Below are 23,297 nucleotides of genomic sequence, written 5' to 3'. Positions count from 1 at the left end.
AGCTCCCTCCAGCGCGGCGGCAGTCCACCCGTCCGGCGGTCAGGGTGCACGGAGCACGATGGTCACCGATCCGCGCCCGGAGGGACAACGCCTTTTCGCCGACCGACCGTTCCGGGCCCACGACCGGCGCCACCGACCGGCATCACGGGGCCGGTGTCCGATGACGGGGCCACCGGCCGCGCGCACGGGAAGGGGGCCGGAGCGGTGCTCCGGCCCCCGTCGTCCCGCCGTCAGGCCCAGCTGGAGTGCAGCGGCTTGCCCTCGGCGTAGCCCGCCGCGCTCTGGACGCCGACGATCGCCTTCTGGTGGAACTCCTCCAGGTCGCCCGCGCCCGCGTAGGTGCAGGAGGAGCGGACGCCCGCGACGATCGAGTCGATCAGGTCCTCGACGCCGGGGCGGGCCGGGTCGATGAACATCCGCGAGGTGGAGATGCCCTCCTCGAACAGGCCCTTGCGGGCCCGGTCGTAGGCCGACTCGTCGGAGGTGCGGTTGCGCACGGCCCGGGCCGAGGCCATGCCGAAGCTCTCCTTGTACTGGCGGCCGTCGGCGGTGGTCTGCAGGTCGCCGGGGGACTCCAGGGTGCCCGCGAACCAGGAGCCGACCATCACGTTGGAGGCGCCCGCGGCCAGCGCCATCGCCACGTCGCGCGGGTGGCGCACGCCGCCGTCGGCCCAGACGTGCCTGCCCAGGCGGCGGGCCTCGGCGGCGCACTCCAGGACGGCGGAGAACTGCGGGCGGCCGACGCCGGTCATCATCCGGGTGGTGCACATCGCGCCGGGGCCGACGCCGACCTTGAGGATGTCCGCGCCCGCCTCGACCAGGTCGCGCACGCCGTCGGCGGAGACCACGTTGCCCGCGACGACCGGCACCTGCGGGTCGAGGCCGCGCACCGCGCGCAGCGCGCTGATCATCGACTCCTGGTGGCCGTGCGCGGTGTCGACCACCAGCACGTCCGCCCCGGCCTCCAGCAGCGACTTGGCGCGGCCGGCCACGTCGCCGTTGATGCCGACGGTGGCGGCGATCCGCAGGCGGCCGGCCGCGTCGACGGCGGGGGTGTACAGGGTGGCGCGCAGCGCGTTCTTGCGGGTCAGGATGCCGACCAGGGTGCCGTCGGCGGCGACCACCGGGGCGAGCTTGCGGTGCGCCTCGTTGAGGCGGTCGAAGGCGGCGCGCGGGTCGATGCCCTCGTCCAGCAGCAGCAGGTCGCGCGACATCACCTCGGACAGGCTGGTGAACCGGTCCACGCCCTGGCAGTCGCCCTCGGTCACCACGCCGACCGGCCTGCCGCCCTCGACCACGACCAGCGCGCCGTGCGCGCGCTTGGGCAGCAGCGAGAGCGCGTCGGCGACGGTGTCGCCGGGGGCGAGGGTCAGCGCGGTGTCGTGCACCAGGTGGCGCTGCTTGACCCAGCCGATCACCTCGGAGACGACCTCGATCGGGATGTCCTGCGGGATGGCGACCAGCCCGCCGCGGCGGGCCACCGTCTCGGCCATCCGGCGCCCGGCGATCGCGGTCATGTTCGCCACCACCAGCGGGATGGTGGTGCCGGTGCCGTCGTTCGAGGAGAGGTCGACGCCCTGCCGGGAGCCCACTGCGGAGCGGCTGGGGACCATGAAGACGTCGTCGTACGTGAGGTCGTACGCGGGCTTGAGGTCGTTCAGGAAGCGCATGAAGGGGCTCTCTGGCTGGGGAGAAACGTTACGGCGCGCCGCGGTCGAACCGCGCACACCCAACGTTCGATTCTCGTTCAATCCCCCGTTCCGAGCCAGCTCACGCCGGAATCCTGAAGATCGACACAACCGGGGCCGCCGGATTCCGGAACCCGCTCGTACGAACCTCCAAGGGGTTCCTCTCAGCCCTCCCCCGCGGGGAACAGCGCGCGCAGCGCCAGCTCCGCGACCTGCAGCAGTTGCTCGCGGTCGTGTCCGCTCGCCGCCTGCACGGCGATGCCGTCGGTGACGGTGTGCACCAGCCGGGCCAGGGCGCCCGGGTCGCAGCCGGGCGGCAGGTCGGGCGCCCGCTCGAGGCGGCGGCGCAGGGCGTCCTCCCCGGCCGCCCGCCGGGCGACCACCTCCGCGCGGACCGGCTCCGACTCCGGGCCGCAGGCGTGCACGGCGTTGACGCTCAGGCAACCGGACGGGGCGCGCTCGCCGCAGGTCAGCTCGACGGCGCCGAGCAGCGTCCGCTCGACCACGGCCCGGGCCGTCGGTTCCTCCAGGGCCTCGGCGGCGAAGGCGGCGGGCCCGGCGGCGTAGCGGTCGAGGGCCTGCCGGAACAACTGCTCCTTGTTGCCGAAGGTGGCGTAGAGGCTGTTGCGGTTGATGCCCATCGCCGCGGTCAGGTCGGACAGGGAGGTGCCCTCGTAGCCCTGCCGCCGGAACAGCTCCAGCGCCCGGTCGAGCGCGGTCCGCGGGTCGAACCCGCGCGGGCGACCGCCTGGCATGCCGCGCCTCCTCTCCGTCTCCCCACCCCGGTCGATCGGTACGTTACCCCTCCCCCGCCCCGGAACCCCTTGCCCCGGGCCGCTCCGCCCCCTAGTTTCTAACCGTTCGGTTAGAAACTGGGCGCGGACCCCTCGGGAGGACACATGATCAGGGTCGGGATCGTCGGAGCCAGCGGCTGGGCCAACGCCGCGCACCTGCCCGCGCTCGCCGGGCTGGACGAGTACGCGGTGACCGCGGTCGCCACCACCCGGCGGGCCAGCGCGGAGGCGGTGGCCGCCGCCCACGGCGTCCCGCACGCCCTCACCGACACCGCCGCGCTCGTCGCGCACCCCGAGGTGGACCTGGTGGTGGTGTCCGTCCGGGCGGCCGGGCACGCGGCCGTGATCCGGGCCGCGCTGGCCGCGGGCAAGGACGTGCTGTCCGAGTGGCCGCTGGGCGTGGACGCCGCGGAGGCCGAGGACCTCGCCCGGGCCGCGGAGGCGGCGGGCGTCCGGCACGCCGTGAACCTGCAGGGGCACTGGTCGCCGGACGCCCGGTTCCTCGCCGACCTGCTCGCCGCGGGCCGGATCGGCCGCCTGGAGGCCGCCGTCCTGGTCGCCGCGGGCGACCCGCTGGGCGGCGCCCGGATCGCCCCGGAGCTGGAGTGGTCCACCGACCCCGCCGGGGGCACCTCGCTGCTGACGGTCATGGCCGGGCACTTCCTGGCCGTCCTGCACCGGGTCGCGGGCCCGCTGGTCGAGCTCTCCGCCCGGCTGCCCGGCGCGCGCGAGCACGTCGAGGTCGTCGGCACCGGACGGACCGTCCGCAACGGGGTGCCCGCCCACCTGATGCTGCTCGGCACCCTGGAGAACGGCGCCGCCGCCTCCGTCACCGTGCACGGCGGCAGCGGCACCCCGGACGGCTTCCTGCTCCGGCTGGTCGGCTCCGCGGGCACCCTGACCGCCACCCCCGCCACCCGCACCCGCCCCGGCGGCTACCCGCACTGGACGGACTGGGAGATCCGGCTCGACGGCGAACCGCTCGAGGTGCCCGCCGCCTACCGCACCGTCCCCTTCCACCCTGCCGACGGACCGGTCGCCAACGTCGCGGCCCTCTACCGGGAGTTCGCCGCGGCCGCCGCCGCGAACCGTCCCCCGCACCCGGACTTCCGCACCGCCGCGGCCCACCACCGCCTGCTCGCCGCCGTCGAACGCTCCGCCGCGACCGGCACCCCGCAACGGCCCTGACCGCCCGCGCACCCCCTTCCCCCGCACACCCCCCTTCCCCCGCACACCCCCCTTCCCCCGCTCTCCGGGCTCCCCCGCTCTCCGGGCACGCCGCGGCCCCCTGCGGCGCGGGGTGCACCGAGGGGGCCGAGAGGCGGTTCCGCGTGGGCGGGCGGTTCCTAGTAGCCGCGCCAGTGGGAGCCGTAGCCGCGGGCGGCGGCCATGTTGTCCATGTTGCCGTAGCGGGCGTCGCAGTAGCGCGAGCTGGCGACCAGGTTATCGACGGGGTTGCGGATGTCCGTGTGGCCGGGCAGCGCGTACGCCTTGAAGGTCGGCATGATCATCTGGGTCAGGCCGATCGACGGGGTGCCGATCTTGGCGTTCGAGTCCCAGTTGTTCTGGGCGTTCGGGTTGCCGGAGGACTCGGCGATCGCGGCGGCCCGCATCGCCTTCGCGGACGGGACGTGCTTGCCGTTGGCGGCCAGCACGTCGCGGGCCTCCTCGATCCAGCCGTCCAGGTTGTTCGGGTAGGTCTTCTTCGCGGGGGCGGCGGCCTGCTCGGCGGCCTGCTTCTCCTGCTCGGCCTTGGCCTGCTGCGCCTGCTGCTCCGCGGCCTGCTGCTGGGCCTGCTGCTCGGCGGCCTGCTTCTCCTGCTCGGCCTTCGCCTGCTGCGCCTGCTGCTCCGCAGCCTGCTTCGCCTGCTGGTCGGCGGCCTGCTGGTCCTGCTGGGCCTGGGCCTGCTGCCCCTGGTCGGGCTGGGGCTGGGGCTGGGCCTGGTCCTGCTGGACGGGCTGGCGCTCCTCGCCGCGGGAGGCGGCCTGGCCGCCGTCGCGGTTGGCGTCCTGGGTGTCCGCCGTGGCGACCGCGGCTGCGTCGGCGCGGTGGGACGCCGGGTCGGCGATCGCCTGCGAGACGGGCAGCACGGTGCCGACGGCTATGGCGCCGAGCAGTCCGAGGCCGAGGACGGCGTCGGGCATGCGGTGGTGGCCCATCCGCACCTGCGGGAGTCGGCCGAGGTTGTGCTTGATGCGTCGCATGTCGAGTACCTCCGAGAGTCGTTCCAGGTCACGCCGAGCCCGGGTGGACATGCGGGATCCCCGCTCGATGCGGGTTCCTCGGCCCGGGACGGCCGGCCCGGCGGCTCCGTGCTCACCGGGGGACGCGTGCGCCGCGCTGGTCTCGCGGTCCGCTGCGCCGTGTCGGCCCCGTGAGCACTCGGATCGGCTCGGGGCACAACCACGAGACTGCCGGAGCCCCAACGGAGCGGCAAACATCCCGACATGAGCTCTCCACAACTCCTTCACATCCCGGATTCCCTTGTGCGGCAAGGGAGTTCACCCCTCCGGACCCCCCGTATTCCGGCCCGCCTGTGAAGAAGGCCACAGGGGTGCCCAACGTGCCCCCGCTCCGGGGTTCTTGGGCCCTCGGCCAGTGCTGCCAAGGCCTCCGCGCCCCCGAACGCCCTCCCCGCCCACCGCCCCCGTGTGACCCCGACCACCGCCCGCCGCTGTGACCCCGCTCTCCCCCCGGCCACGCACCGCAGCCACCCGGCCACCCGAACCGCCCCGCCCGTGACCCGGCTCACGCCCGTCCCGTGACCCGGCTCACACGCCGTCAACCCCTCCCGCCGACCCGCCGCCCGACCCCCGCCCCCTCGCCCCACCTCTCCTCTCCTGCTGTCCCCTCCCCCCTCCCCTCCGACCCGACGTTCGAGCCACCTGGTTGACTGCGGTGGGAGGTCAGGGTGGAGGCGTTGGTCGCGGCGTTCGCGCCGATCTGGGTACTGACCGCGGTCGGCTGGCTGGCCGGGCGGACGGGACTGCTGGGGGCGGACGCGGAGGCGGTGCTCGGGCGGTTCGTGTTCCACGTGGCGATGCCGGCCGCACTGTTCACCGTGGTGGCGCGCACCGACCTGGCGTCCTTCGCCGACACCTGGGTCCTGGCGTTCGCCGCCGGGACGGCGGTGGCGTCGCTGCTGGGCCTGCTGGCCGGGCGGCGTTCGAAGCGGTCCACCGCCGAGCGGACGGTGGCGGTGATGGCGGCGGGCTACGTGAACTCCGGCAACCTCGGCATCCCGGTGGCGGCGCAGGTGCTCGGCAACGCCTCGTTCGTCGCACCGGTGCTGCTGCTCCAGGTGCTGCTGGTCACACCGGTGGTGCTGGCCGTGCTGGACGCCACCACCGGCGCCGCCCGCCCCTCCCCCGTCGAGCGGCTGCGGCGCCTGGCGCTGCTGCCGCTGCGCAACCCGGTGATCCTGGGCGCGGGCCTGGGCGCGCTGTTCTCGGCGGCCGGGTGGCGGCTGCCCGGCCCGCTGGCGCACTCGGCGGAGCTGCTGGGCGGAGCCGCCGTCCCGGCCGCGCTGGTCACCCTGGGCCTGTCGCTGCACACCCCGCCGGGTGCGGCGGCGCAGCGCCCGGAGCGCGGTGAGCTGACCGTCGCGGTGCTGGTGAAGGCCTTCGGGCAGCCGCTGGCGGCGCTGGCCGTCGGCACCCTGCTGCTGCGCCTGCCGGGACCGCAGCTGCGGGCGGCGGTGCTGCTGTCGGCACTGCCGACGGCGCAGAACGTGTACGTGTACGCGCGGCTGTACGGGGCGGCGCCGGTGCTGGCGCGGTCGGCGGTGCTGGTGTCGACGGTGCTGTCGATGCTGACGCTGTCGGTCATCGCCTGGTCACTGGGCGGCGGCTGACCGGCCCGGCCCGGGGCGGGGAGTGCGGCAGGTCACAGGCTTCGCCCCGGCGGGGGGCGCTCCCGTAGAGTTCGGCGGTACGGATGGGGCGATCGAGGAAGCATCGGCAGTGACGAACCAGCAGAGCGGCCCGGGCAGCGCCCCGGTCGAGGACGACACCGACTACGGCAAGGGCATCGACCCCGAGCGCCTGGAGCTGTGCCTGGAGGTGCTCGCCGAGCTGGACGGGATCCACGTCGACCACCCGGACGCGATCCGGGTCCGGATGGCGGTCGGCGGCCTCTTCCGCACCCTGAAGCAGCGCCGCCGCCAGGAGACCCGGGCCCGCAAGACCGCGAACGACCGCGCGGTGACGGCGAAGACCGCGACGGGCGCACCGGGCCGGATCGACGACGAGACGGCGGGCGCGTTCGGGCTGAGCACCGAGACCACCACCGAGCTGGCCGGGATCCTGGAGCGCCCGCGCTCCTGCTACACCTGCAAGCAGCGGTACGTCGAGGTGGACGCGTTCTACCACCAGCTGTGCCGCGACTGCGCCGCGCTGAACCGCTCACGGCGGCACGCCCGGACCGACCTGACCGGCAGGCGGGCGCTGCTGACCGGCGGCCGCGCCAAGATCGGCATGTACATCGCGCTGTGCCTGCTGCGCGACGGCGCGCACACCACCATCACCACCCGCTTCCCGAACGACGCGATCCGCCGCTTCACCGCGATGCCGGACAGCGCCGACTGGATCCACCGCCTGAAGATCGTCGGCATCGACCTGCGCGACCCGGCGCAGGTGATGGCGCTGGCGGACGAGGTGGCCGCGGACGGGCCGCTGGACATCCTGATCAACAACGCGGCGCAGACCGTGCGCCGCTCCCCCGAGGCGTACCGCGAGCTGGTGGCGGCCGAGAGCGCGCCGCTGCCCGCGGGCGCGCTGCCCGCCTCCACGGTGATCGGCCGGTTCGGCTCGGGCGCGGTGGACGTGCCCGCCCTGCCGGGGCAGAGCCGCGGCGAGCGGCCGTCGGTGAGCGCCGAGGAGGTCACCTCGCTGGCCCTGGTGACGGGTTCGGCCTCGCCGGAGCGGATCGCGGCGGGCACCGCGATCGACGCGGGCGGCCTGGTGCCGGACCTGGCCCCCACCAACAGCTGGGTGCAGACCGTCTCCGAGGTCGGCCCGATCGAGCTGCTGGAGGTGCAACTGTGCAACTCCACCGCCCCGTTCATCCTGATCTCGCAGCTGCGCCCGGCCCTGGCCGCGTCCTCCGCGCGCCGCAAGTACGTGGTCAACGTCTCCGCGATGGAGGGCGTCTTCGAGCGCGGCTACAAGGGCTCGGGCCACCCGCACACCAACATGGCCAAGGCCGCGCTGAACATGCTGACCCGCACCAGCGCGCAGGAGATGTTCGAGACCGACGGCATCCTGATGACCGCGGTGGACACCGGCTGGATCACCGACGAGCGCCCGCACCCGGAGAAGATGCGCCTGCACGAGGAGGGCTTCCACGCCCCCCTCGACCTGGTGGACGGCGCGGCCCGGGTCTACGACCCGATCGTCCGCGGCGAGTTGGGCGAGGACCTGTACGGTTGCTTCCTGAAGGACTACCAGAAGGGCAAGTGGTGACGGACGTCCGGCAGGCCGAAGCTCCCCCGCTCGCCGCGCACCCGTTGTCGCCACTGGTCGGCGCGGGCGTGATCGTGCCGACCGGGGACGGGCGGGTGCTGATCGGACGGCGCACCACCGCCGGGGAGCCGCCGACCTGGAGCCTGCCCGGCGGCAAGGTGGACCACCCCGGGGAGTCCTTCGAGGCGGCCGCCGCACGGGAGTTGGCCGAGGAGACCGGCATCGTGCTGCCCGCCGAGCAGATGCGGGTGCTGGCGGTGCTGCTCGACCACGAGCTGGGCCGCACCCGGGTGACGGCGGCGGTGCTGGCCCCGCCGAGCCTGGCCGAGGCGCTGGTCACCGAGCCGCACGCCTGCGCCGGTTGGGAACGCGTCGCGGTGGACGCGCTCCCCGAGCCGATGTTCTACCCGTCCGCACAGGTCCTGTCAGCCTGGCTGCCGAACTACCGGGCCCCGGGCGGCACCTGGCACTACCCGGCACCCCCGCAGGCCTCCTGACGGCCCGTCAGGGCCTTCCCGGGCCCTTCCCGGGCGTTCCCGGAGTTCCCGGGCTTTCCGGCACCCTCTCGGACCCACTCCCTCGGACTCACTTCCGCCCGGCGGCCCGGAGGCCGACCTCGGCCGGGGGCCGGGCTCCGGCGCGACGCACCAGCAGGACGAAGGTCCGGGCGTAGGCGTCGCCCTCGGCGACCCGTGGCCAGTCCAGCGCGGCGAGCGCCGCGGACGCGGCGGCGTGCAGCTCGCCGTGCACCCGGACCTCGGCCGTCCGCCGACCGGCGCCGCCGCCGAAGCACACCTGGACGCCGACGAGTTGGTCCCGCCCGAGGTCCCCGCCCAGGGCCGGGGCCAGCGCGGGCAGCACGGGGTTGCGGACCAGCCAGTCCTGCACGTCGTGGAAGCGCCGACCGGTACCCCAACCGACCACGCCGCCGTGGATGGCGTGCCAGCCGGGCAGGCCGTCCGGGTCGGACGGGTCCAGGTGACCGGCGAACCGGCCGTTGTGGGCGACGAGTTCGATCAGCGCGGCGCCCGCGGTGGACGCCCACACCTCGATGCCCCGGCGCAGCGGGTCCTGGTCCCCACCCGCGGCGTCGCCGCCCCCGGCACCGGCACCGGTTCCACCGCCGGCACCGGATCCGCCGCCGAATCCGACGAGTTGGTCCGGCACGGCGGTCTCCGGGCGGTCGCGGTCGGCCAGGAACACCAGTTCCAGCCGGTCCGGGTCGCCCTCCTGCGGTTCGCCGAGCCGTACCGCCAACGCGCCGGGTCCGCGCACCTCCTCGCCCTCGACCCGCCACTGCTCCCCGTGCAGCGCGGACAGTTCGTCCGCCACCGCACCCAACACCGCCTGCGCGGAAGGCCGTTCCGCACTCCTGCCGGGCGCTCCCGGGCCGGTGCCGGACCGGCCGCGCCACCATGATCCCCATGCCATGGCGCACACCGTAACGTTGTACAGGTTCGCCCACAATGTGCCCGAGATGGATCGGTCAGGTGGTCGTTGTCGTCCACCATGTGTATCGTCGCACTGCGCGATCAGGGACTTACCGCGGGCAGCAGCTGGGGGCGGCAATGGCTGTGGAACTACCATCGGGGCTCAACCACCTCATCGGCCTCCTCGGCGTGCGCTTCCCGGGAGCCAACGAGGACGAGCTCAACCAACTGGCCGACCAGTTGGAGAAGTTCGCCGGGGCGCTGGACAGCGCCCAGATGACGGCGGACAAGGCGCTGGCCCTGCTGCACGAGGTCTACCAGGGCGATTCGGCGGACCGGCTCTCCGAGCTGTGGAGCACCATCACCAAGTACTCCAAGAAGATCACCGAGATCTGCCACACGGTGGCCAAGGTGCTGCGCGCCGCGGCCGTGGTGGTCGAGCTGGCCAAGACCCAGTCCATCACCCAACTCTTCTCCATTCAGGCCCAGTTGGCCGCCGCCTCGTCCACCGGCCCGTGGAGCGCGGCGGCGGTGCTGCGGATGGGCCGCGAGATCATGAACCAACTGCTGGAGGCGGCGGTCGGCAAGCTCGCCGAGACCATCACCCGGCCGATCGAGGACATGATCGTGAAGGCCGCGGAGAAGGTCCTGCCCACCCCGGCCAACAACTCCAACGGCCAGGGCTTCTCCATCGACCTCGCCCAACTCGCCGAGTGCGCAGCCGGGTTGCGCCGCGACGCGGACGACATCGAGACGCACGGCACCAATTTCAAGCGGATCGTGCAGAGCCTGAAGATGGGCGAATCCGGCGACAAGTTCGGCAAGTTGGTGATCGAGGCCGCCGAGAAGGTGCTGCAGACCATCGCCGAGGACGTCCTCCGGCGGATCCTCGCCTCGTTCCGCGACACCGCCGACAAGATGGACAAGATGGCGGGGAACCTCAACGAGAACGAGGACAGCAACCGCACCGTCCTGAACAGCCTCACCTCCCTCGCCGCCAACCCGCTCAGCCCGAACGCGACGACCGGCGGCACGCTCTCCCAGTTGAACGGTCCCCGCATCGGCGGCGGCGACGCCGGACTCGCCGCGTTCGCCGCACTGATGCCCAAGTTCGGCCCGACCGGCTCCCGGGTCAGCAGCGGCGGCAGCGGCGGCAGCAGCAGCGGCCGGAGCAGCGGCACCAACACCCTCGGCCTCAAGGAGCCCGTCCTGAACGGAGGTTCGCACGGCAGCGGCTCCGGCTCGGGTGCTGACTCGGGATCGGGCTCCGGCTCGGGATCCGGCTCCGCGGGCGGCCACGGCGGTGTCGGCGCCCAGGGCGGCGTCGGCGGCTTCTCCACCCGGCTCGCCGTCCCGGGCAGCGGCGCGGGCAGCACGAAGAGCAGCACCCGCCTGGAGACCCAGACCTCCGCCGAAGGGGCCGCCAACTCCGGCTCCGGGGGCGGCTCCTCGCCCTCCACCACGACCAACTCGGCGAGCCGCTCCGTCCCGCCCGGCATGATGGGCGCGATGGCCATGGGCCACGGCGGCTACGGCCCGGTCGGCGGCTCCGGCATCCGCGGCGGCCAGCGCCGCGGCAGCGGCACCCGCGTCGACGCCGAGGATCCGAACGCCACCGCCCACCCCGACGGCATCATCGCCGACGACCCCGCCGCCCTGTACCCGGCCCTCCAGTTGGGCCGGGTCTCCCCCCACCGCCAGCCCACCTCCGAGCACGACGACCGCTACGACGACGACTTCGAGCTCGACCTCGACACCGTCGACGACATGGACGGCGTCAACGGCTTCGAAGCCGCGGAGTGATCCGCCCTCGCCCGCCCTACCGCCCCACCGAGGCCGGCGCGCCCCCACCGAACCTCCCCACTCTGTGAATTGACCGTGAACCGTAAATTTTTCGCCCTGCTGGTATGGACCACGAACGAAGCAGATGGCTAGGGTCGTAGCGGCTCGCGACCGCGGCCGTTTGGACCCCAGCGACGGGACGTGACCGTGGCCGAGACTCTGCTGGCCTCCGAGTACGAGGCCGAGCGGCTGGACGCCACCGCCGCCTGGGTCACCCGCCACCGCCCGCCCGGCAGCGGCGCCCTGGCCGAACTCGGCGCCGGGGAAGGCGCACTGACCGGACGCCTGCTGCGGGCCGGGTACACCGTGCACGCCGCCGAACCCGACCCCGCGCTGCGGGCCCGGCTGTGGAGCCGACTGCGCGGCCGGGCCCGGCTGCGGCTGAGCGGGGCCGACCTCGCCGCCCCGCCACCCGTGCGCCGCCGCTTCGGCGCGGTCCTGCTGATCGACACCCTGCACGCGGGCCAGGACCTGGAACTGCTGCACGCCCTCCCCACCGACCTGCTGTTCGTCGCCCTCACCCCGTCCGCCCTCGACGGACGACTGCGCCCGTGGCTCTCCACCCAGCAGGGTTGGCTGCTGGTGGAGGAGATCGACCTCGCCGCCCCGCTCCCCGCGCAACACACCCTCGCCCCGGGCAGTCGCGGCGTCCTCCTACGCCGAGCCTGCTGACCACCCCGGGCCCCGCCGGAACCACGACCGGACCGTGCGAACCCGACGCCGACACCGGCACACCGGTGGCACCCCGGACAGGCACGCAACGGCACGCAACAGTCCCCACCCGCCCCGGGCGCTCCCCTCAGCCCGCAGCCCGCAGCCACACCGGCAGGCCCCGGCTCGCGCGCCCGCCCCTCGGACCATCCGCGCCGGGCCCGCCCGGGTGCTCAGGGCAGGCGCGCGAGCAGGTCGTCCATGGCCGCCCGCCCGGCCGCCAGCGCGGCCCGCAACAGTGCCGGGTCCCGGGCGAGGCGTCCGACCTTCGGGGTGTCCGGGCCGGGGCGGACGGAGAGCACCGCGGGGCCGTCCGCGGGCGGGGCCAGGTCGTGGCGGCCGAGCAACTCCTCGTCGGCGAGCAGCCGTTCGGCCCGCGCCAGATAGGAGTCGCGCAGCGCCGCCGGGTAGCGCCGCAGCACGGTCCGGGCGATCATCCGGGAGCCGCGCGAAGGGACGGCCGCCGCCGGGGCCACCGCCGGGGCCGTGGCCAGGGCCGTGACCGGGCCGCGCGAGCGCAGCACCAGCACGTGGGTGGCGCCCTGGGCGAGCGCGGTGCGGAACGGGACGGACTCGGCCAGCCCGGCGTCGTAGTAGTGGCTGCCGTCGAGTTCGACGGGCGGCCCGGCGAGCAGGGGGAGGGCGGCGCTGGCGCGCAGGGCCAGGCGCAGCCGGGCCGGGTCGGTGAGCAGCGGGTGGAGGTCCGTGGAGACGCCGGTGCCGGTGTGGGTGGCGAGCGGGTGCAGGGTGGTGGGGTTGGCCAGGATCGCGTCGAAGTCCATCCGGGCGACGTGCGCGTAGAGGTGCTCGACCAGGTTGTACAGGTCGACGACGGGACGGCCGCGCAGCGGGTTGCCGGGGCGGATCATCGCCCGGGCGTACTCGGCGTCGGCCCATCCCGCGAGCTGCCCGGGGTCACTGCTGAGCAGCCACGCCCCGGTCAGCGCCCCTGCGGAGGCGCCGTAGACGGCGTCGAACGCGCCGGTGAGCCCGGCCTCGTGGAGGGAGAGCGCCATGCCGCCGGAGATGATGCCGCGCATGCCGCCGCCCTCGACGGCGAGGGCGATCCGCCGGCCGTCGGTGCGCGCCCCGGGACGGCTCGCGGTGCGCCGCCGCTCGGCGAGGGCGGCCAGGACGCCGTGCCGCGCCGCGCCCGCGACCTCGAAGTCCTGCTGCTCCACGCCCTTGCTCCCGCGCTCGTGCCCGTCACCGCGAACCGTACGCCGCCACCGGATGCCGGGGCGGTCCGTCCGGAACGCCCAGAAGTGTCGCACACGAACCCGGCGCACCGTCCGGCACCGCCGCAGCAACCGCCCTGCCGCCCTCCGCGCGTTCCGCCTCCGCCTCCGCCTCCGCCGCGCCGCGCCGACGCCGACGGCAGCACCCCGCCCTGGGCACCACCGTCCTGGACACCCCGCGCTGGGCCTGTGCGCACTGGGAGCCGGAACGCCGGCGCCCTCCCGTCGCCGGCGGCGCCGCCCTTCACCATCCGCCCCCACCGTCACCCTGTGCCACGTTATGGTGACGGCATGTCCGCACTCGGCACCTCCCTCCACGCCGGCACCTCCGCCACCCCCGCCGCCGCGCTGCCCGAACTCGTCGCCCGGGCCGTCGAGTTGGCGGTCAGGGCGGGCTTCGACCAGTCCTGCCGCCCGGAGCACGGGCGGCTGCTGCAGGCCCTCGCCGCGGGCGCGGGCCCGGGCGGGCGGATCGGCGAGACCGGCACCGGCTGCGGGGTCGGACTGGGCTGGCTACTGTCCGGGCGGCGCCCCGGCGTACGGGTGGTGAGCGTCGAACGGGAGGCCGAACGCGTCGCCGCGGTAAGGAAGTTGTTCGCCGACGCACCCGACCTGGAGGTACTGCACGGCGACTGGACCGCGATCCACCCGCACGGCCCGTTCGACCTGCTGGTGCTGGACGGCGGCGGCAACGGCAAGCAGACCGCAGCCGCCGACCCGGAGCAACTGCTCACCCCCGGCGGCACCCTGGTGGTCGACGACCTGACCCCGCTCACCACCTGGCCGCCCACCTACCGGGGCAGCCCCGACACCGGCCGCACCGTCTGGTACGACCACCCCGCCCTCCTCACCACCGAGGTCCGCCTCGCCCCCGACCTCTCCACCCTGCTCGCCACCCGTCGCCCCTGACGCCCTCCGCACCCCTGGCGCCCTCACCACCCCGTCGCCCCTGGCACCCCGCCGTGCACCGCCCCTGACGTCCCGCCAGTAGCCCGACCGCTCCCGCCGCCGGGTCAGGCACCGTTCGGCGCAGGGGCGCAGGGGCCCTCGTACTCCCGGCCGTTCTCGACCCGGGTGACGGGGTCACCGACCAGCCCGGACAGCAGGGCGCGCAGGGACTGCTGGGCCCGCGGCTCCAGATCGGCCAGCAGGTGGTCCTCGATCGCCAGGACGTCCTCGCGCGCGGCGTCCAGGACACGGCGGCCGGCGTCGGTGGCCTCGACGATGCGGGCCCGCCGGTCGGCCGGGTCGGGTCGGCGGCGCACCAGTCCGGCGGCCTCCAACTCATCGATGACCAGGACGAGTTTGCTCTTGTCGACGGAGACCGCCTGGGCCAGCGCGAGCTGGCTCCTGGTCGGCGCGTCCACCACCGCCATCAGCACCGTGTAGCCCCACAGCGACAGGCCGTGCGTCCGGAGCACCGGAGCCTGCGCGGTGGCGAGGCCCTGCTTGAGTCGGGCCAGCAGCCAGTGCAGGTCGTCGCGGAGCCGACTGTCCGGCGCCGGGTCGCCGGCGGGGGTGGGGTGGGGCATGGCGGCAGAGTAACAAAACCTCGGATCATCCCGGCCGAGCACCATCCGGACCACACACCATCCCGATCGCTCACCATCAAAACTTCCTACCGTCTCCTGCTGAGATCGTCTTTATTCCAGATCATCTCGCTGTAGTCTGATTTCGGTCACAGACCGTCGCGCCTCCCCACCATCGAAAGGACCCACGTGCCGCAGTTACTGCACCTCGACGCCAGCGCCCGGAGCGACTCGTTCTCCCGGGAGCTCGGAACGGTCTTCGCCGCCCACTGGCGGGCCGCCCACCCCGACGGCGCGTACACCCACCGCGATCTCGTGGCGGAGCCGGTGCAGCCGCTCGACGAGGCGCGCGTCCGGCTGTCCGCCCTCTCCTCGCTGCACGGCGTGCGGGACCTCGCCGCCATGGACGCGGTGGCCGCGACCGTGCCGGACCTCGCCCGGGCGTGGGCCGCCACCCGGCCGCTGGTCGCGGAGCTGCTGGGGGCGGACGTGCTGGTCATCGGGGCGCCGATGTACAACTTCACCGTCCCGGCGGCGCTCAAGGCCTGGCTGGACCGGGTCACGCTGCCCTGGCTCCCGCTCGCGGGCAGGTCCGCGGTGGTCCTCGGCGCCCGGGGCGGTGCGTACGGGCCAGGCACGCCCCGGGAGCCGTTCGACTTCCAGGAGCCGTACCTGCGCGCCTACTTCAGCGCCCTCGGCCTGACCGACCTGGAGTTCGTGCACACCGAGCTGACCCACGCGCCGGTGATGCCGTTCCTCGCCGACCTCCGGGGCGCCCACGAGGCCTCCCGCGCCGCAGCGCTCGCCCGGGTCGCGGCCCTGGCCACCCGTACGCCCGCCACCTGAACCCCGCCCGCCCCCTCCCCCTCCACTCCTCCCGCCCACACACACCACCGCAAGCAACGGAAAGGACTCCGCACGATGGACACCGAACTGAAGGACCGCGTGGTCCTGGTCACCGGCGCCTCGACCGGCATCGGCGCCGCGACCGCCCGGGCGTACGGCCGGGAGGGCGCCAGGGTGGCGGTCACCTACCGGAACAGCCCGGAGAAGGCGGGCAGGGTCGTCGCCGAGATCGCGGCCGGGGGCGGGCAGGCGTTCGCCGTCCGGCTCGACCTGGAGGAGCTGGACACCGTCGAGCGGGCCGTGCAGGCGGTCGTCGAGCGGTGGGGCGGGGTCGACGTGCTGGTCGCCAACGCCGTCCGCTGGGGCGGGGACGGCCCGCCGGACCCGTCCGTGCGCTTCGAGCACGTGCCGCTGACGGAGTGGCAGGCCATGATCGGCGCGAACCTGGTCGGAGCGGTCGCCCAGGTCCGCGCCGTCCTGCCGGGCATGCGCGCCCGCGGCTGGGGACGGATCGTGCTGGTCTCCTCCAGCGTCGCGGAGGAGGGCGTGCCGGGCCCCGGCCCCTACGGCACCGCCAAGTCGGGCCTGCACGGCCTGGCCCGCAGCCTGGCCTGGGAGGCCGGACGGGACGGCGTCCTGGTCAACGTGGTGGCCCCCGGGTTCACCCTCACCGACAGCCGTCCGCCGCTCCCCGCCGCCCTCACCGACCGGCTCGCCGCCGGAACGCCCACCCGCCGCCTCTCCGACGCGGAGGACGTCGCCCGGCTGGTGGTGTTCCTCGGCTCGGGCGCCAACGGCAACCTGACCGGCGAACTGGTCCGCGACGGCTCGGCGGCGGCCCGCGCCCCGCACGCCGGCCCCTGACCCGCCCCACCCCGTCCCGCCCTCGCCCCCGGCTCCGGCCTGCGCCCGGCGGCCCCGCACGGTGGCGGTCTCGCGCCGGGCCGACAGGTCGCCGAGCCACGAGCAGACGCGGGCCGACGAGGAAAACGAAATCCCGCCGGGGGAAGGAACGACCCGGAACGGAAATGAGATTCCGCCCCGATCGCGAATTCCTCACGGGAGACGCCGTCGAGGAATTCTGGCGGGGGGGCGGAGCACCCCGGCCCCGTTCCAGTGATGTGCACAAATCGAAGAGGACTCCGGTGAGTGCGGCGACCCCTCCCGCCGGCAGCCGGGAGTCAGGAGTGCGCCCTTCCCAGCGGCGGACGGCTACAAATTCCTTGGACAGAGGCACGTATGGCGTTGCGCAATCCGCCCCCGCAGCGCCTCAAACCCATTTTCCGTATGCCGAGGGCTAATCTCCAACCCCGGTCCCCTGACGTCCCCCGTGCTAAAGTCGGCCGAAAGTCTTTGTGGCGCAAGGGGGCCGTCGTGGCCGTTTATTTCAACGGGACGGACTTTCGGCGGACCACCACTCGCCCGTCAACCCGGTTGGGGGAACAATGGTTCATCAGGATTCCGGAGAACGCTTCTCGGCGAACGGCCCCCGGGCCGACGCGGGCGCAGCTCCCTGGGGCGTCGGCGACCAGGTGTTCAGCCGACTGATGAGGGACCGCATCGTCTTCCTCGGCCAGGCCGTCGACGACGACATCGCGAACAAGCTGACGGCCCAACTTCTGATGCTGGCCGCCGAGTCCGAGGACGACATCTACCTCTACATCAACTCCCCCGGCGGTTCGATCACGGCCGGCATGGCGGTCTACGACACCATGCAGTACATCAAGAACGACGTGGTCACCATCGCCATGGGCTTCTGCGCCTCGATGGGACAGTTCCTCCTCACCGCCGGCGCGGCGGGCAAGCGCTTCGCACTGCCGCACACCAAGATCCTCATGCACCAGCCCTCCGCGGGCCTGGCCGGATCGGCCAGCGACATCCGCATCTACGCCCAGCAGTTGTTGAAGACCAAGCTGGAGATGGCCGAGCTGATCGCCGCGCACTCCGGCCAGGACGTCGACAAGATCACCAAGGACTCCGACCGCGACCGCTGGTTCACCGCGCAGGAGGCGATGGAGTACGGCCTCATCGACAAGGTCATGCAGTCGACCGCCTCCCTCCCCGGCGGTGGCGGCGGCCTCAAGCGCTGAGCCCTTCAGGCCGGGAGCCGGTCGGGTGACGGCCGGGCAGGCGGCGCGAGGGCAGAACGAGCGGGGCTCCCGGGCGGTTGAGCGAGCCGTCCGAAGTCTCAACCGTTCCGCCGGGGAGTCTCGTTGACCCCCTGTCCCGCCGCACCGGCGGACCTGCCGCACGCACCCGTCGGGTGGATCACGCCGCGGAAGGGGCCTTGGGCGTTCGGCGCGACCTCGAAGCGACGGGACCGCTTCCCGCGTCGGCAGGGACGGTCTCGGCCTGTCGGGTTCCAGGCAGCACAGAACCTGTCCGAAAGATGATCGACAGGTCGATCGGGAAGGCTCTGAACTGCGCCTTCACAGAAGCACCTTATCGCTTCCAGCCGAAATTGGTCTTGACCATTGCCTCGTCCTTCACAATCGGAGGATGCTCCTCGACGAAGCGCGAGGGCCCGGAGCCCCGCGCCCGTCACCGAGAGGGAGACCCATGTCGCTCCGCAAGATGTTCTCCGCCGTTGCCGTGGCCGGTGCAGTGGCCGGCGGCGCCCTGATCGCAGCCCCGGGCGCCCAGGCGTCCACCTACACCTACATCGGCGTGTACCCGACCGCTGCCGCCTGCAACGCGGCCGGCCAGGCGTACGTGGACAGCCAGCAGGCCGTCGTCTACTTCTGTGACACCACCACCGCGACCGGCCCGGCGCGGCTCTCCGTGGTTCTGCGCTGAACCACGGAACCCGTCCGGGCCGTCGCACGATCAGCACCCCGCGCCCTCCGGCGGGAGCGGGTGGGCACGCGCATTCACCGACGGGGCGATCGGCGAGAACGAACGACCGCTGCTCCCCGCGCCCGCAGGCACGGCCCCCCGCCCACCTCCCGGGCACCACGCCCCGCCCCCCCGCGCCCGCGGGGGGCGGGGCGGGTCGGCGGTTCTCAAGGCAGCCGACTGAACCAGCGCACGATGGCCGCCGTACCGGCGACGTTGGAGCCGAGGTGCCTGGAGCCGGCGAAGTCCGGGGTACCGAGGTCGACGACCGTCGCGTCCACTCCGTGCGACCGCAACCCGGCCTCGCAATGCTCGGTGTTGGCGTTGGCCGCCTGCTCGTCCGCGTCGGCCACGTACAGGCGGACCGGGACGCGTGGTGCCCAGTCGCACGTGCTGTCGGCCACCCGGAGTGCTCCGGCCAGGCGGCCGGTCGGGTGGCGCATCATCTCGAAGCCGTGCGGGGTGAGCAGTGCGTCGATGGTGTCGGGCGTGCCCGCGAAGAGCTGCTGGCCGGTGTGCGAACCATCGAACAGTGCCTCGATCGTCCTGTCGTACGGCGCCTGGAAGACCTCGCCCGGAGAGTCGTACAGGTGGTGCAGCCGGTTCCAAGCGACCAGAAGGTACGCCGAGTACAGCACGCTCGACTTGGGTTCGAGAGAGCCGTCGAGCAGTGCCGGCAGCTCGGCGTGCCGGAAGTCGTAGGCGCCGCTGACCGGCGCGACGGCTCGGAGCCGGAACCAGCGGTCCTCGCCGGCCTGGAGCGTCCGAGCGAGGCCCATCGCCGCCGAGGCGCCCTGGGAGAACCCGGTGACCAGGACGTCGTGGCCCAGCGTACGGCCCGTGCTCGAAACGAAGGCGCGGGCCGCCCGGAGCATGTCCAGGGAGGCGGTCGTCTCCGACGGCACGTCCATCCAGGGGTGGGGTCCCGGGCCGCTGCCCAGACCGATGTAGTCCGGGGCGACAGTTGCGAACCCGGCGGACGCGTACGCGAGGGCCGGCGAGGACACGAACCCCGCCTCGACCGTGGAGGAGGGGGCGTCGGACCGGTAACTGGTCGTGCCGTGGGTGAAGGACACCGTCCGCAACTCGTGTCCGCCGCCCCGGAACAGCGCCAACAGCCCGCTGGCCGTGACCGGCCGACCGCTGGGGTCCACGGTTCGGTACACCAGTCGGTAGGTGTCCACTCCGAACCGGACCGTGCTCGCGTCGTACTCGGCGGCGCCCAGTGCCGCGGCGACGTCCTCCTTCGTGGCCAGGACGGTCCTCTGGTCCGCGGAGACCAACCGCCCGCGATCGCCCGGGTGCACGGTGTCCGCGGACGCGACTCCCGTCGTCACGGTCGCGGCGGCCAGTCCGACCAGGGCCGCCCCCGCGTTCAGCCGACGACGCACGGTCCTCAACCTGCCTGCCTGGTACGTGGGTTCCATGTCGCCGACGCTACGTGCGGTCACCCCCGCACCGCAGTCCGGCCAGCAGGCGTACCCGTCCTGCGGCTACCCCTACCATCGGAACGTCGCGTGGAGCACGCGGTTCTTCCACCGGGGCCTGTCCGGAGCGCGGACCAGAACGGCCGCCTGTTCACCCTCGGCCGGATCGGGCAGCCCGATCGAACCCCGGCACCTCCAGCACGGGTGCGGCGACGCGTCCGCCGCCCTGACCTGATCCGCCGTCAACCCCCGGGGCGGCAAACCCTCGCCTGGTGCTGGTCGAGGTCTCCGCGTGCGCTCCGACCGTCCGCTGCCCGGACTGCGGCAACCCGCACCGGATCGTCTTCCGCGCCGGGACGGCGTCCTCGCCGTCGGCTTCGGCCACGAGTCCGCACCGAGCCCGTACTCACAGTTCCCGGAGCAGTCCCGACCCAGGCCGTTCGATGGTGATGAGGCTCCTTGGATTTGGCGCTGGCCGCGGTCCTCGTGCCTCCTGTTGGATGGTCCGGTGGAACACATAGCTGCTGAGTTGTTCACCGATCCCGGCAACAATGCCGTCGTCCGTCTGCCTCCGCGCCAGTTCCCGGGTGTGCTCGTCCAGGGCGATTCCCTGTCGGTCATCCGCGCGGAGGTGGCCGAGATCGTGGAAGCATGCGACCGGGGTGACCTCGCTGAAGCCCACGAGGTCGCTGCGCTTCTCCTCGCAGACCTCGACGGCTTGCTGGCCCGCTACAACACGGCGTTGGAGGACCACGGAATCGCCCGACCTTACTGACCGAACGGCTGCAGTCGTCACGACATCGCGGTCAGATCCGTGGAGTTCACCAGCCGTGCTCTCGGTCCTCACTTGCTTGAGCTGGTCAAAGGTGGGAAGCCGGGATCGAAGAGTGGGGGTGGGAACCTGTCGGCGGTTGGACGGCGGGCCCCGGTGCCGGAGGGTGAGTCAGATCGCTCTTCAGGGTGCCGGGGTGTTCTCCGGGCGGGACGTGCCGCTCCCAGAGGCTGGTCAGGTGTGCGTGCAGGAGGTCCCTCGCCGGAGTCACCCCGCCCCAGTACCCCCTGAGCGCGCCGCCATCCCCTCCTCCGCCCAGCTCCAGCGCATCCGCACGGCCGACGACGACAGGTTCCTCCTCATCGCCGACCTCATGAGCGGCTGCGGCCTGTGCAACGGAGAGGCAGCCGCGGTCAACCTCAAGAACCTGGTCGCCGACAACGTCTACTGAGCCGCACCGTCGCCGTGGTCGTGGTGTTCGACGTTCCCGGGACGGTTCCTCCGTCCGGCAGCGACACCGTCGCCGGGACGGTGATCCCGGCCGAGGTGACGAACGTCGACGTCGCGATCGTCTCGCCGCTGGCAAGCCAGTCCGACCAGTCCCGGACCCGGTCCAGCGTCGCGTCGGGATCCTTCAGGTTCTGGTTCGTCGCCACGGCGCCCTCCTCTCCGTCGACATGCCGAAGCCCCCGACGCCTTCTGGCGGCGGGGGCTTCGAATTCAGGCTTGTGGTACGGGAGTTCAGATCTCTCCGAACTCGCCGGCTGCGACGGCGGTCGCGAACGCCACCCAGGCGTCGTTCGAGAAGCGGAGCTGCGGGCCGCTCGGGTCCTTCGAGTCGCGGATCGCAGTGGTCGCGGTGGTCGGGACGGCGATCTCGACGCACGCGCCGGACCCACCGCTGTAGCTCGACTTCCGCCAGGTCAGCTCGTCCGTGGCCTTGCTCATGGTGTTAGCTCCTCCAACTTGGCCTTCAGCATGGCGATCGACTGCTCCGGGGAGACCGCTGTCGACCTGAGGAGATCATAAGTACGTGAGCATGCCGCAACCGCTCTTGCCGCGAGGATCAGTCGCCCAGACGCGTGACCATCGGCGTAAACGATGTCAGGACCCTCGGGGAACGATAGGATGGTCAGAGGTCCATCTAGCCCCGCGTGCGCCCCAACTGTCTTGGGGATGAACTGTATGACGATCCGTGGGTTTTCGGCTTCCAGCAACAGCCGCTCGATCTGAGCGCGCATCACATCGCGGCCGCCGACAAGCTTGTCGAGGACGTGCTCCTCCATGATGACCCAGATGTACGGCGGGTCGTCTCCGCGAAGGATCTCCTGCCGGTTCATCCGGTTCGCCAACGACTGCTCGACGTTGTCCAGGCGCGCCGCCCGGAACACCGCCTCCGCGTACGCCTCGGTCTGGAACAGCCCCGACACGACCTGAGGTTCGAACGCGAGGATCTGATTCGCCCTGCGCTCGTGCCGCACGTAGTCCTTGAACTCCGGAGGCAGGTCCGCCGACAGGACGTACGGCAGCAGGCCAGCCAGTTGACCACCCGTCTTCAAGAGCGCGTCGCAGGTCCGAGCCGTCTCCATCGGCATGATCCGGCGGGCGTTCTCGAAGAGACTCATCGCCGCCGGGCTGTAGTTGATCGCCCTACCGAGTTCGGCGGCCGACAAGCCGGCGCTCTCGCGGAACTGCTTGAGGAGCTGTCCCCAGTACAGGGCAAGCGACTCAGCAGTCGATTCGGCGTCAACTTCTCCCAGAACACCGGCCTTTACAACCCCGTTGTGAACACCCACGCGGTAGATCGTATCGGTAGGTGAGCAGCCAGCTATCCGAAAGAGCCAAAAAGCGAAGACTGCCACCCCAAACCACCAGGCGCTACAGTGTGCCCCGACCCCACCGGGCGTGGTGAGACTGAACTCCTCTGCGCGCCCGGTGGGGTCCACTGCTTTACAGCCGCGCTGTAAAGCCCCAACCCCTGGAGCCCGCCGCCCACCGCGCCGATGCTGGTACCGCAGCCAGCCATCGAACACAGGAAGCAGGTGCAGGCGTGGAGTTGGAAACTCTCGAAGAACAGGAAACCGTCGCCGACGTCCTCGAAGACGTCCTGCGCGCCGTCGGCTGCCCCATCGCGATCCACGTCAGCGGCCGAGGCTTCAGCATCGACCCGGATGGCAAGTCCCGCCTCCTCACCTGGGCCCACCAGCACGCCGCGGCGTAACCGCAGAGCCCTCCCCGGCACGACTCCCACGAGGTACCACCCCCATGTCCGAACACGGATACCCCAGCTCGACGCCGCGCCTCACCATCCGCGTTCTCACGGTGAGCACCGACGGCACCCGCACCCTCCGGTCGACCGCCTCGTCCGACGAGCCGATCCTGGCCGAGCACAGCCGATCCCCCCTCACCTGGCCTGCCTGCCGTTGCCCCCGGCACGGCGGCCGTACCGCGCGGGACGACGTCGCCTGACGGCCGTGGAGTCCTACGCCACCAGCGCCTTCGGCATCGGCGGCTACTTCAACGGCGTCCGAGCCGCCCGCGACGAAGTCCGCGCCAACCGGCGCGCCCCACAGTGGCTCCACCCGCACACCGAACCGAACCAGCACCCCGCCGTCGAACCCGGCCAACTGAGAGGGCGTTAAGTCCGTTTTTGGTAGAGGCCTCGTCGGGGCTGGATAAGCGTGCCTTGGCGGACGAGTCTGCCCAGACGGTTCCGGGTGACG

At 73.0% G+C, this 23,297-nt stretch carries 25 protein-coding genes; 15 read left to right on the top strand and 10 right to left on the bottom strand.

The annotated features are described in order from the left end of the window. Nucleotides 1-230 precede the first annotated feature (230 nt). Nucleotides 231-1,670: a GuaB1 family IMP dehydrogenase-related protein gene (locus ACFY00_RS34450; protein WP_388037216.1), complete on the bottom strand. Its 1,440-nt coding sequence runs from the start codon at nt 1,668-1,670 to the stop codon at nt 231-233. Nucleotides 1,671-1,852: 182 nt separating this feature from the next. Then, nucleotides 1,853-2,443, bottom strand: coding sequence for a TetR/AcrR family transcriptional regulator (locus tag ACFY00_RS34445; RefSeq protein ID WP_388037213.1), 591 nt, complete (start codon nt 2,441-2,443; stop codon nt 1,853-1,855). A gap of 144 nt (nt 2,444-2,587) precedes the next feature. On the opposite strand from ACFY00_RS34445, the gene ACFY00_RS34440 reads away from it, so the two are divergent. Continuing rightward, on the top strand, nt 2,588-3,670 hold the full coding sequence (locus ACFY00_RS34440) for a Gfo/Idh/MocA family protein (protein WP_388037210.1): 1,083 nt from the start codon (nt 2,588-2,590) through the stop codon (nt 3,668-3,670). A gap of 158 nt (nt 3,671-3,828) precedes the next feature. Here ACFY00_RS34440 and ACFY00_RS34435 read toward each other — a convergent pair whose 3' ends face one another. Beyond that, entirely contained in the window at nt 3,829-4,686 is an 858-nt protein-coding gene (locus tag ACFY00_RS34435; RefSeq protein ID WP_388037204.1) for a lytic transglycosylase, read from the bottom strand. A gap of 707 nt (nt 4,687-5,393) precedes the next feature. Between ACFY00_RS34435 and ACFY00_RS34430 the strand changes: the two genes are divergently transcribed. The 3 genes from ACFY00_RS34430 (at nt 5,394) to ACFY00_RS34420 (ending at nt 8,441) form a co-directional block, all read left to right on the top strand. Beyond that, complete coding sequence (locus ACFY00_RS34430) at nt 5,394-6,335, top strand: AEC family transporter (protein ID WP_388037201.1); 942 nt, start codon at nt 5,394-5,396, stop codon at nt 6,333-6,335. Between the two features lie 109 nt (nt 6,336-6,444). Then, nucleotides 6,445-7,944 (top strand): SDR family NAD(P)-dependent oxidoreductase, encoded by a 1,500-nt coding sequence (locus ACFY00_RS34425; RefSeq protein WP_388037199.1) that lies wholly within the window; start codon nt 6,445-6,447, stop codon nt 7,942-7,944. After that, complete coding sequence (locus ACFY00_RS34420) at nt 7,941-8,441, top strand: NUDIX hydrolase (RefSeq protein WP_388037196.1); 501 nt, start codon at nt 7,941-7,943, stop codon at nt 8,439-8,441. Before ACFY00_RS34425 ends, ACFY00_RS34420 begins: the two co-directional genes overlap by 4 nt. Before the next feature lie 88 nt (nt 8,442-8,529). Here the strand turns inward: ACFY00_RS34420 and ACFY00_RS34415 are convergent, their stop codons facing one another. Next, entirely contained in the window at nt 8,530-9,276 is a 747-nt protein-coding gene (locus ACFY00_RS34415; protein WP_388037194.1) for a DUF6348 family protein, read from the bottom strand. Nucleotides 9,277-9,518: 242 nt separating this feature from the next. Here ACFY00_RS34415 and ACFY00_RS34410 point away from each other — a divergent pair, with 242 nt between their 5' ends. Both ACFY00_RS34410 and ACFY00_RS34405 read left to right on the top strand, forming a co-directional pair. After that, nucleotides 9,519-11,177 (top strand): hypothetical protein, encoded by a 1,659-nt coding sequence (locus ACFY00_RS34410; RefSeq protein ID WP_388037191.1) that lies wholly within the window; start codon nt 9,519-9,521, stop codon nt 11,175-11,177. A gap of 186 nt (nt 11,178-11,363) precedes the next feature. Beyond that, nucleotides 11,364-11,888: a hypothetical protein gene (locus ACFY00_RS34405; protein WP_388037189.1), complete on the top strand. Its 525-nt coding sequence runs from the start codon at nt 11,364-11,366 to the stop codon at nt 11,886-11,888. 212 nt (nt 11,889-12,100) lie between these two features. Here ACFY00_RS34405 and ACFY00_RS34400 read toward each other — a convergent pair whose 3' ends face one another. Continuing rightward, complete coding sequence (locus ACFY00_RS34400) at nt 12,101-13,108, bottom strand: patatin family protein (RefSeq protein WP_388037186.1); 1,008 nt, start codon at nt 13,106-13,108, stop codon at nt 12,101-12,103. Nucleotides 13,109-13,456: 348 nt separating this feature from the next. Here ACFY00_RS34400 and ACFY00_RS34395 point away from each other — a divergent pair, with 348 nt between their 5' ends. Continuing rightward, on the top strand, nt 13,457-14,074 hold the full coding sequence (locus ACFY00_RS34395; protein ID WP_388037183.1) for an O-methyltransferase: 618 nt from the start codon (nt 13,457-13,459) through the stop codon (nt 14,072-14,074). A gap of 104 nt (nt 14,075-14,178) precedes the next feature. Here ACFY00_RS34395 and ACFY00_RS34390 read toward each other — a convergent pair whose 3' ends face one another. After that, nucleotides 14,179-14,697: a MarR family winged helix-turn-helix transcriptional regulator gene (locus ACFY00_RS34390; protein ID WP_388037181.1), complete on the bottom strand. Its 519-nt coding sequence runs from the start codon at nt 14,695-14,697 to the stop codon at nt 14,179-14,181. Nucleotides 14,698-14,883: 186 nt separating this feature from the next. Here ACFY00_RS34390 and ACFY00_RS34385 point away from each other — a divergent pair, with 186 nt between their 5' ends. The 4 genes from ACFY00_RS34385 (at nt 14,884) to ACFY00_RS34370 (ending at nt 18,336) form a co-directional block, all read left to right on the top strand. Further along, the gene (locus ACFY00_RS34385; protein WP_388037179.1) at nt 14,884-15,540 is read left to right on the top strand and encodes an FMN-dependent NADH-azoreductase; all 657 of its coding nucleotides are present in this window, start codon (nt 14,884-14,886) and stop codon (nt 15,538-15,540) included. Between the two features lie 75 nt (nt 15,541-15,615). Next, entirely contained in the window at nt 15,616-16,404 is a 789-nt protein-coding gene (locus ACFY00_RS34380; RefSeq protein ID WP_388037176.1) for an SDR family NAD(P)-dependent oxidoreductase, read from the top strand. A 581-nt stretch (nt 16,405-16,985) separates the two neighbouring features. After that, a complete protein-coding gene (locus tag ACFY00_RS34375; protein ID WP_388037173.1) occupies nt 16,986-17,630 on the top strand; it encodes an ATP-dependent Clp protease proteolytic subunit in 645 nt (214 codons plus the stop codon). 469 nt (nt 17,631-18,099) lie between these two features. After that, nucleotides 18,100-18,336: a hypothetical protein gene (locus ACFY00_RS34370; protein ID WP_388037171.1), complete on the top strand. Its 237-nt coding sequence runs from the start codon at nt 18,100-18,102 to the stop codon at nt 18,334-18,336. Nucleotides 18,337-18,542: 206 nt separating this feature from the next. Here the strand turns inward: ACFY00_RS34370 and ACFY00_RS34365 are convergent, their stop codons facing one another. After that, nucleotides 18,543-19,802 carry a lipase gene (locus tag ACFY00_RS34365; protein WP_388037168.1) on the bottom strand — a complete coding sequence of 420 codons (1,260 nt, stop codon included), beginning with the start codon at nt 19,800-19,802 and terminating at the stop codon, nt 18,543-18,545. Nucleotides 19,803-20,310: 508 nt separating this feature from the next. Between ACFY00_RS34365 and ACFY00_RS34360 the strand changes: the two genes are divergently transcribed. Then, complete coding sequence (locus tag ACFY00_RS34360) at nt 20,311-20,577, top strand: DUF6959 family protein (RefSeq protein WP_388037165.1); 267 nt, start codon at nt 20,311-20,313, stop codon at nt 20,575-20,577. Between the two features lie 241 nt (nt 20,578-20,818). Beyond that, a complete protein-coding gene (locus tag ACFY00_RS34355; RefSeq protein ID WP_388037163.1) occupies nt 20,819-21,025 on the top strand; it encodes a hypothetical protein in 207 nt (68 codons plus the stop codon). On the opposite strand, the gene ACFY00_RS34350 is transcribed toward ACFY00_RS34355, so the two are convergent. From ACFY00_RS34350 to ACFY00_RS34340, 3 genes are all read right to left on the bottom strand, one after another. Further along, entirely contained in the window at nt 20,994-21,230 is a 237-nt protein-coding gene (locus tag ACFY00_RS34350; RefSeq protein ID WP_388037160.1) for a hypothetical protein, read from the bottom strand. The genes ACFY00_RS34355 and ACFY00_RS34350 overlap by 32 nt on opposite strands. Nucleotides 21,231-21,315: 85 nt before the next feature. Beyond that, nucleotides 21,316-21,522, bottom strand: a complete 207-nt coding sequence (locus tag ACFY00_RS34345; RefSeq protein WP_388037157.1) for a DUF397 domain-containing protein — start codon at nt 21,520-21,522, stop codon at nt 21,316-21,318. Beyond that, a complete protein-coding gene (locus ACFY00_RS34340; protein ID WP_388037154.1) occupies nt 21,519-22,370 on the bottom strand; it encodes a helix-turn-helix domain-containing protein in 852 nt (283 codons plus the stop codon). The genes ACFY00_RS34345 and ACFY00_RS34340 overlap by 4 nt, the downstream gene beginning before the upstream one ends. Before the next feature lie 254 nt (nt 22,371-22,624). Here ACFY00_RS34340 and ACFY00_RS34335 point away from each other — a divergent pair, with 254 nt between their 5' ends. After that, a complete protein-coding gene (locus ACFY00_RS34335; protein WP_388037151.1) occupies nt 22,625-22,795 on the top strand; it encodes a hypothetical protein in 171 nt (56 codons plus the stop codon). A gap of 253 nt (nt 22,796-23,048) precedes the next feature. Next, nucleotides 23,049-23,216, top strand: coding sequence for a hypothetical protein (locus ACFY00_RS34330; protein WP_388037149.1), 168 nt, complete (start codon nt 23,049-23,051; stop codon nt 23,214-23,216). Nucleotides 23,217-23,297 lie beyond the last annotated feature (81 nt).

Source organism: Kitasatospora sp. NPDC001540 (assembly GCF_042894345.1).
Lineage (GTDB): Bacteria > Actinomycetota > Actinomycetes > Streptomycetales > Streptomycetaceae > Kitasatospora > Kitasatospora phosalacinea_C.
Note: the sequence above shows the minus strand (reverse complement) of the source record. Positions and strands in the feature narration are given on the sequence as shown.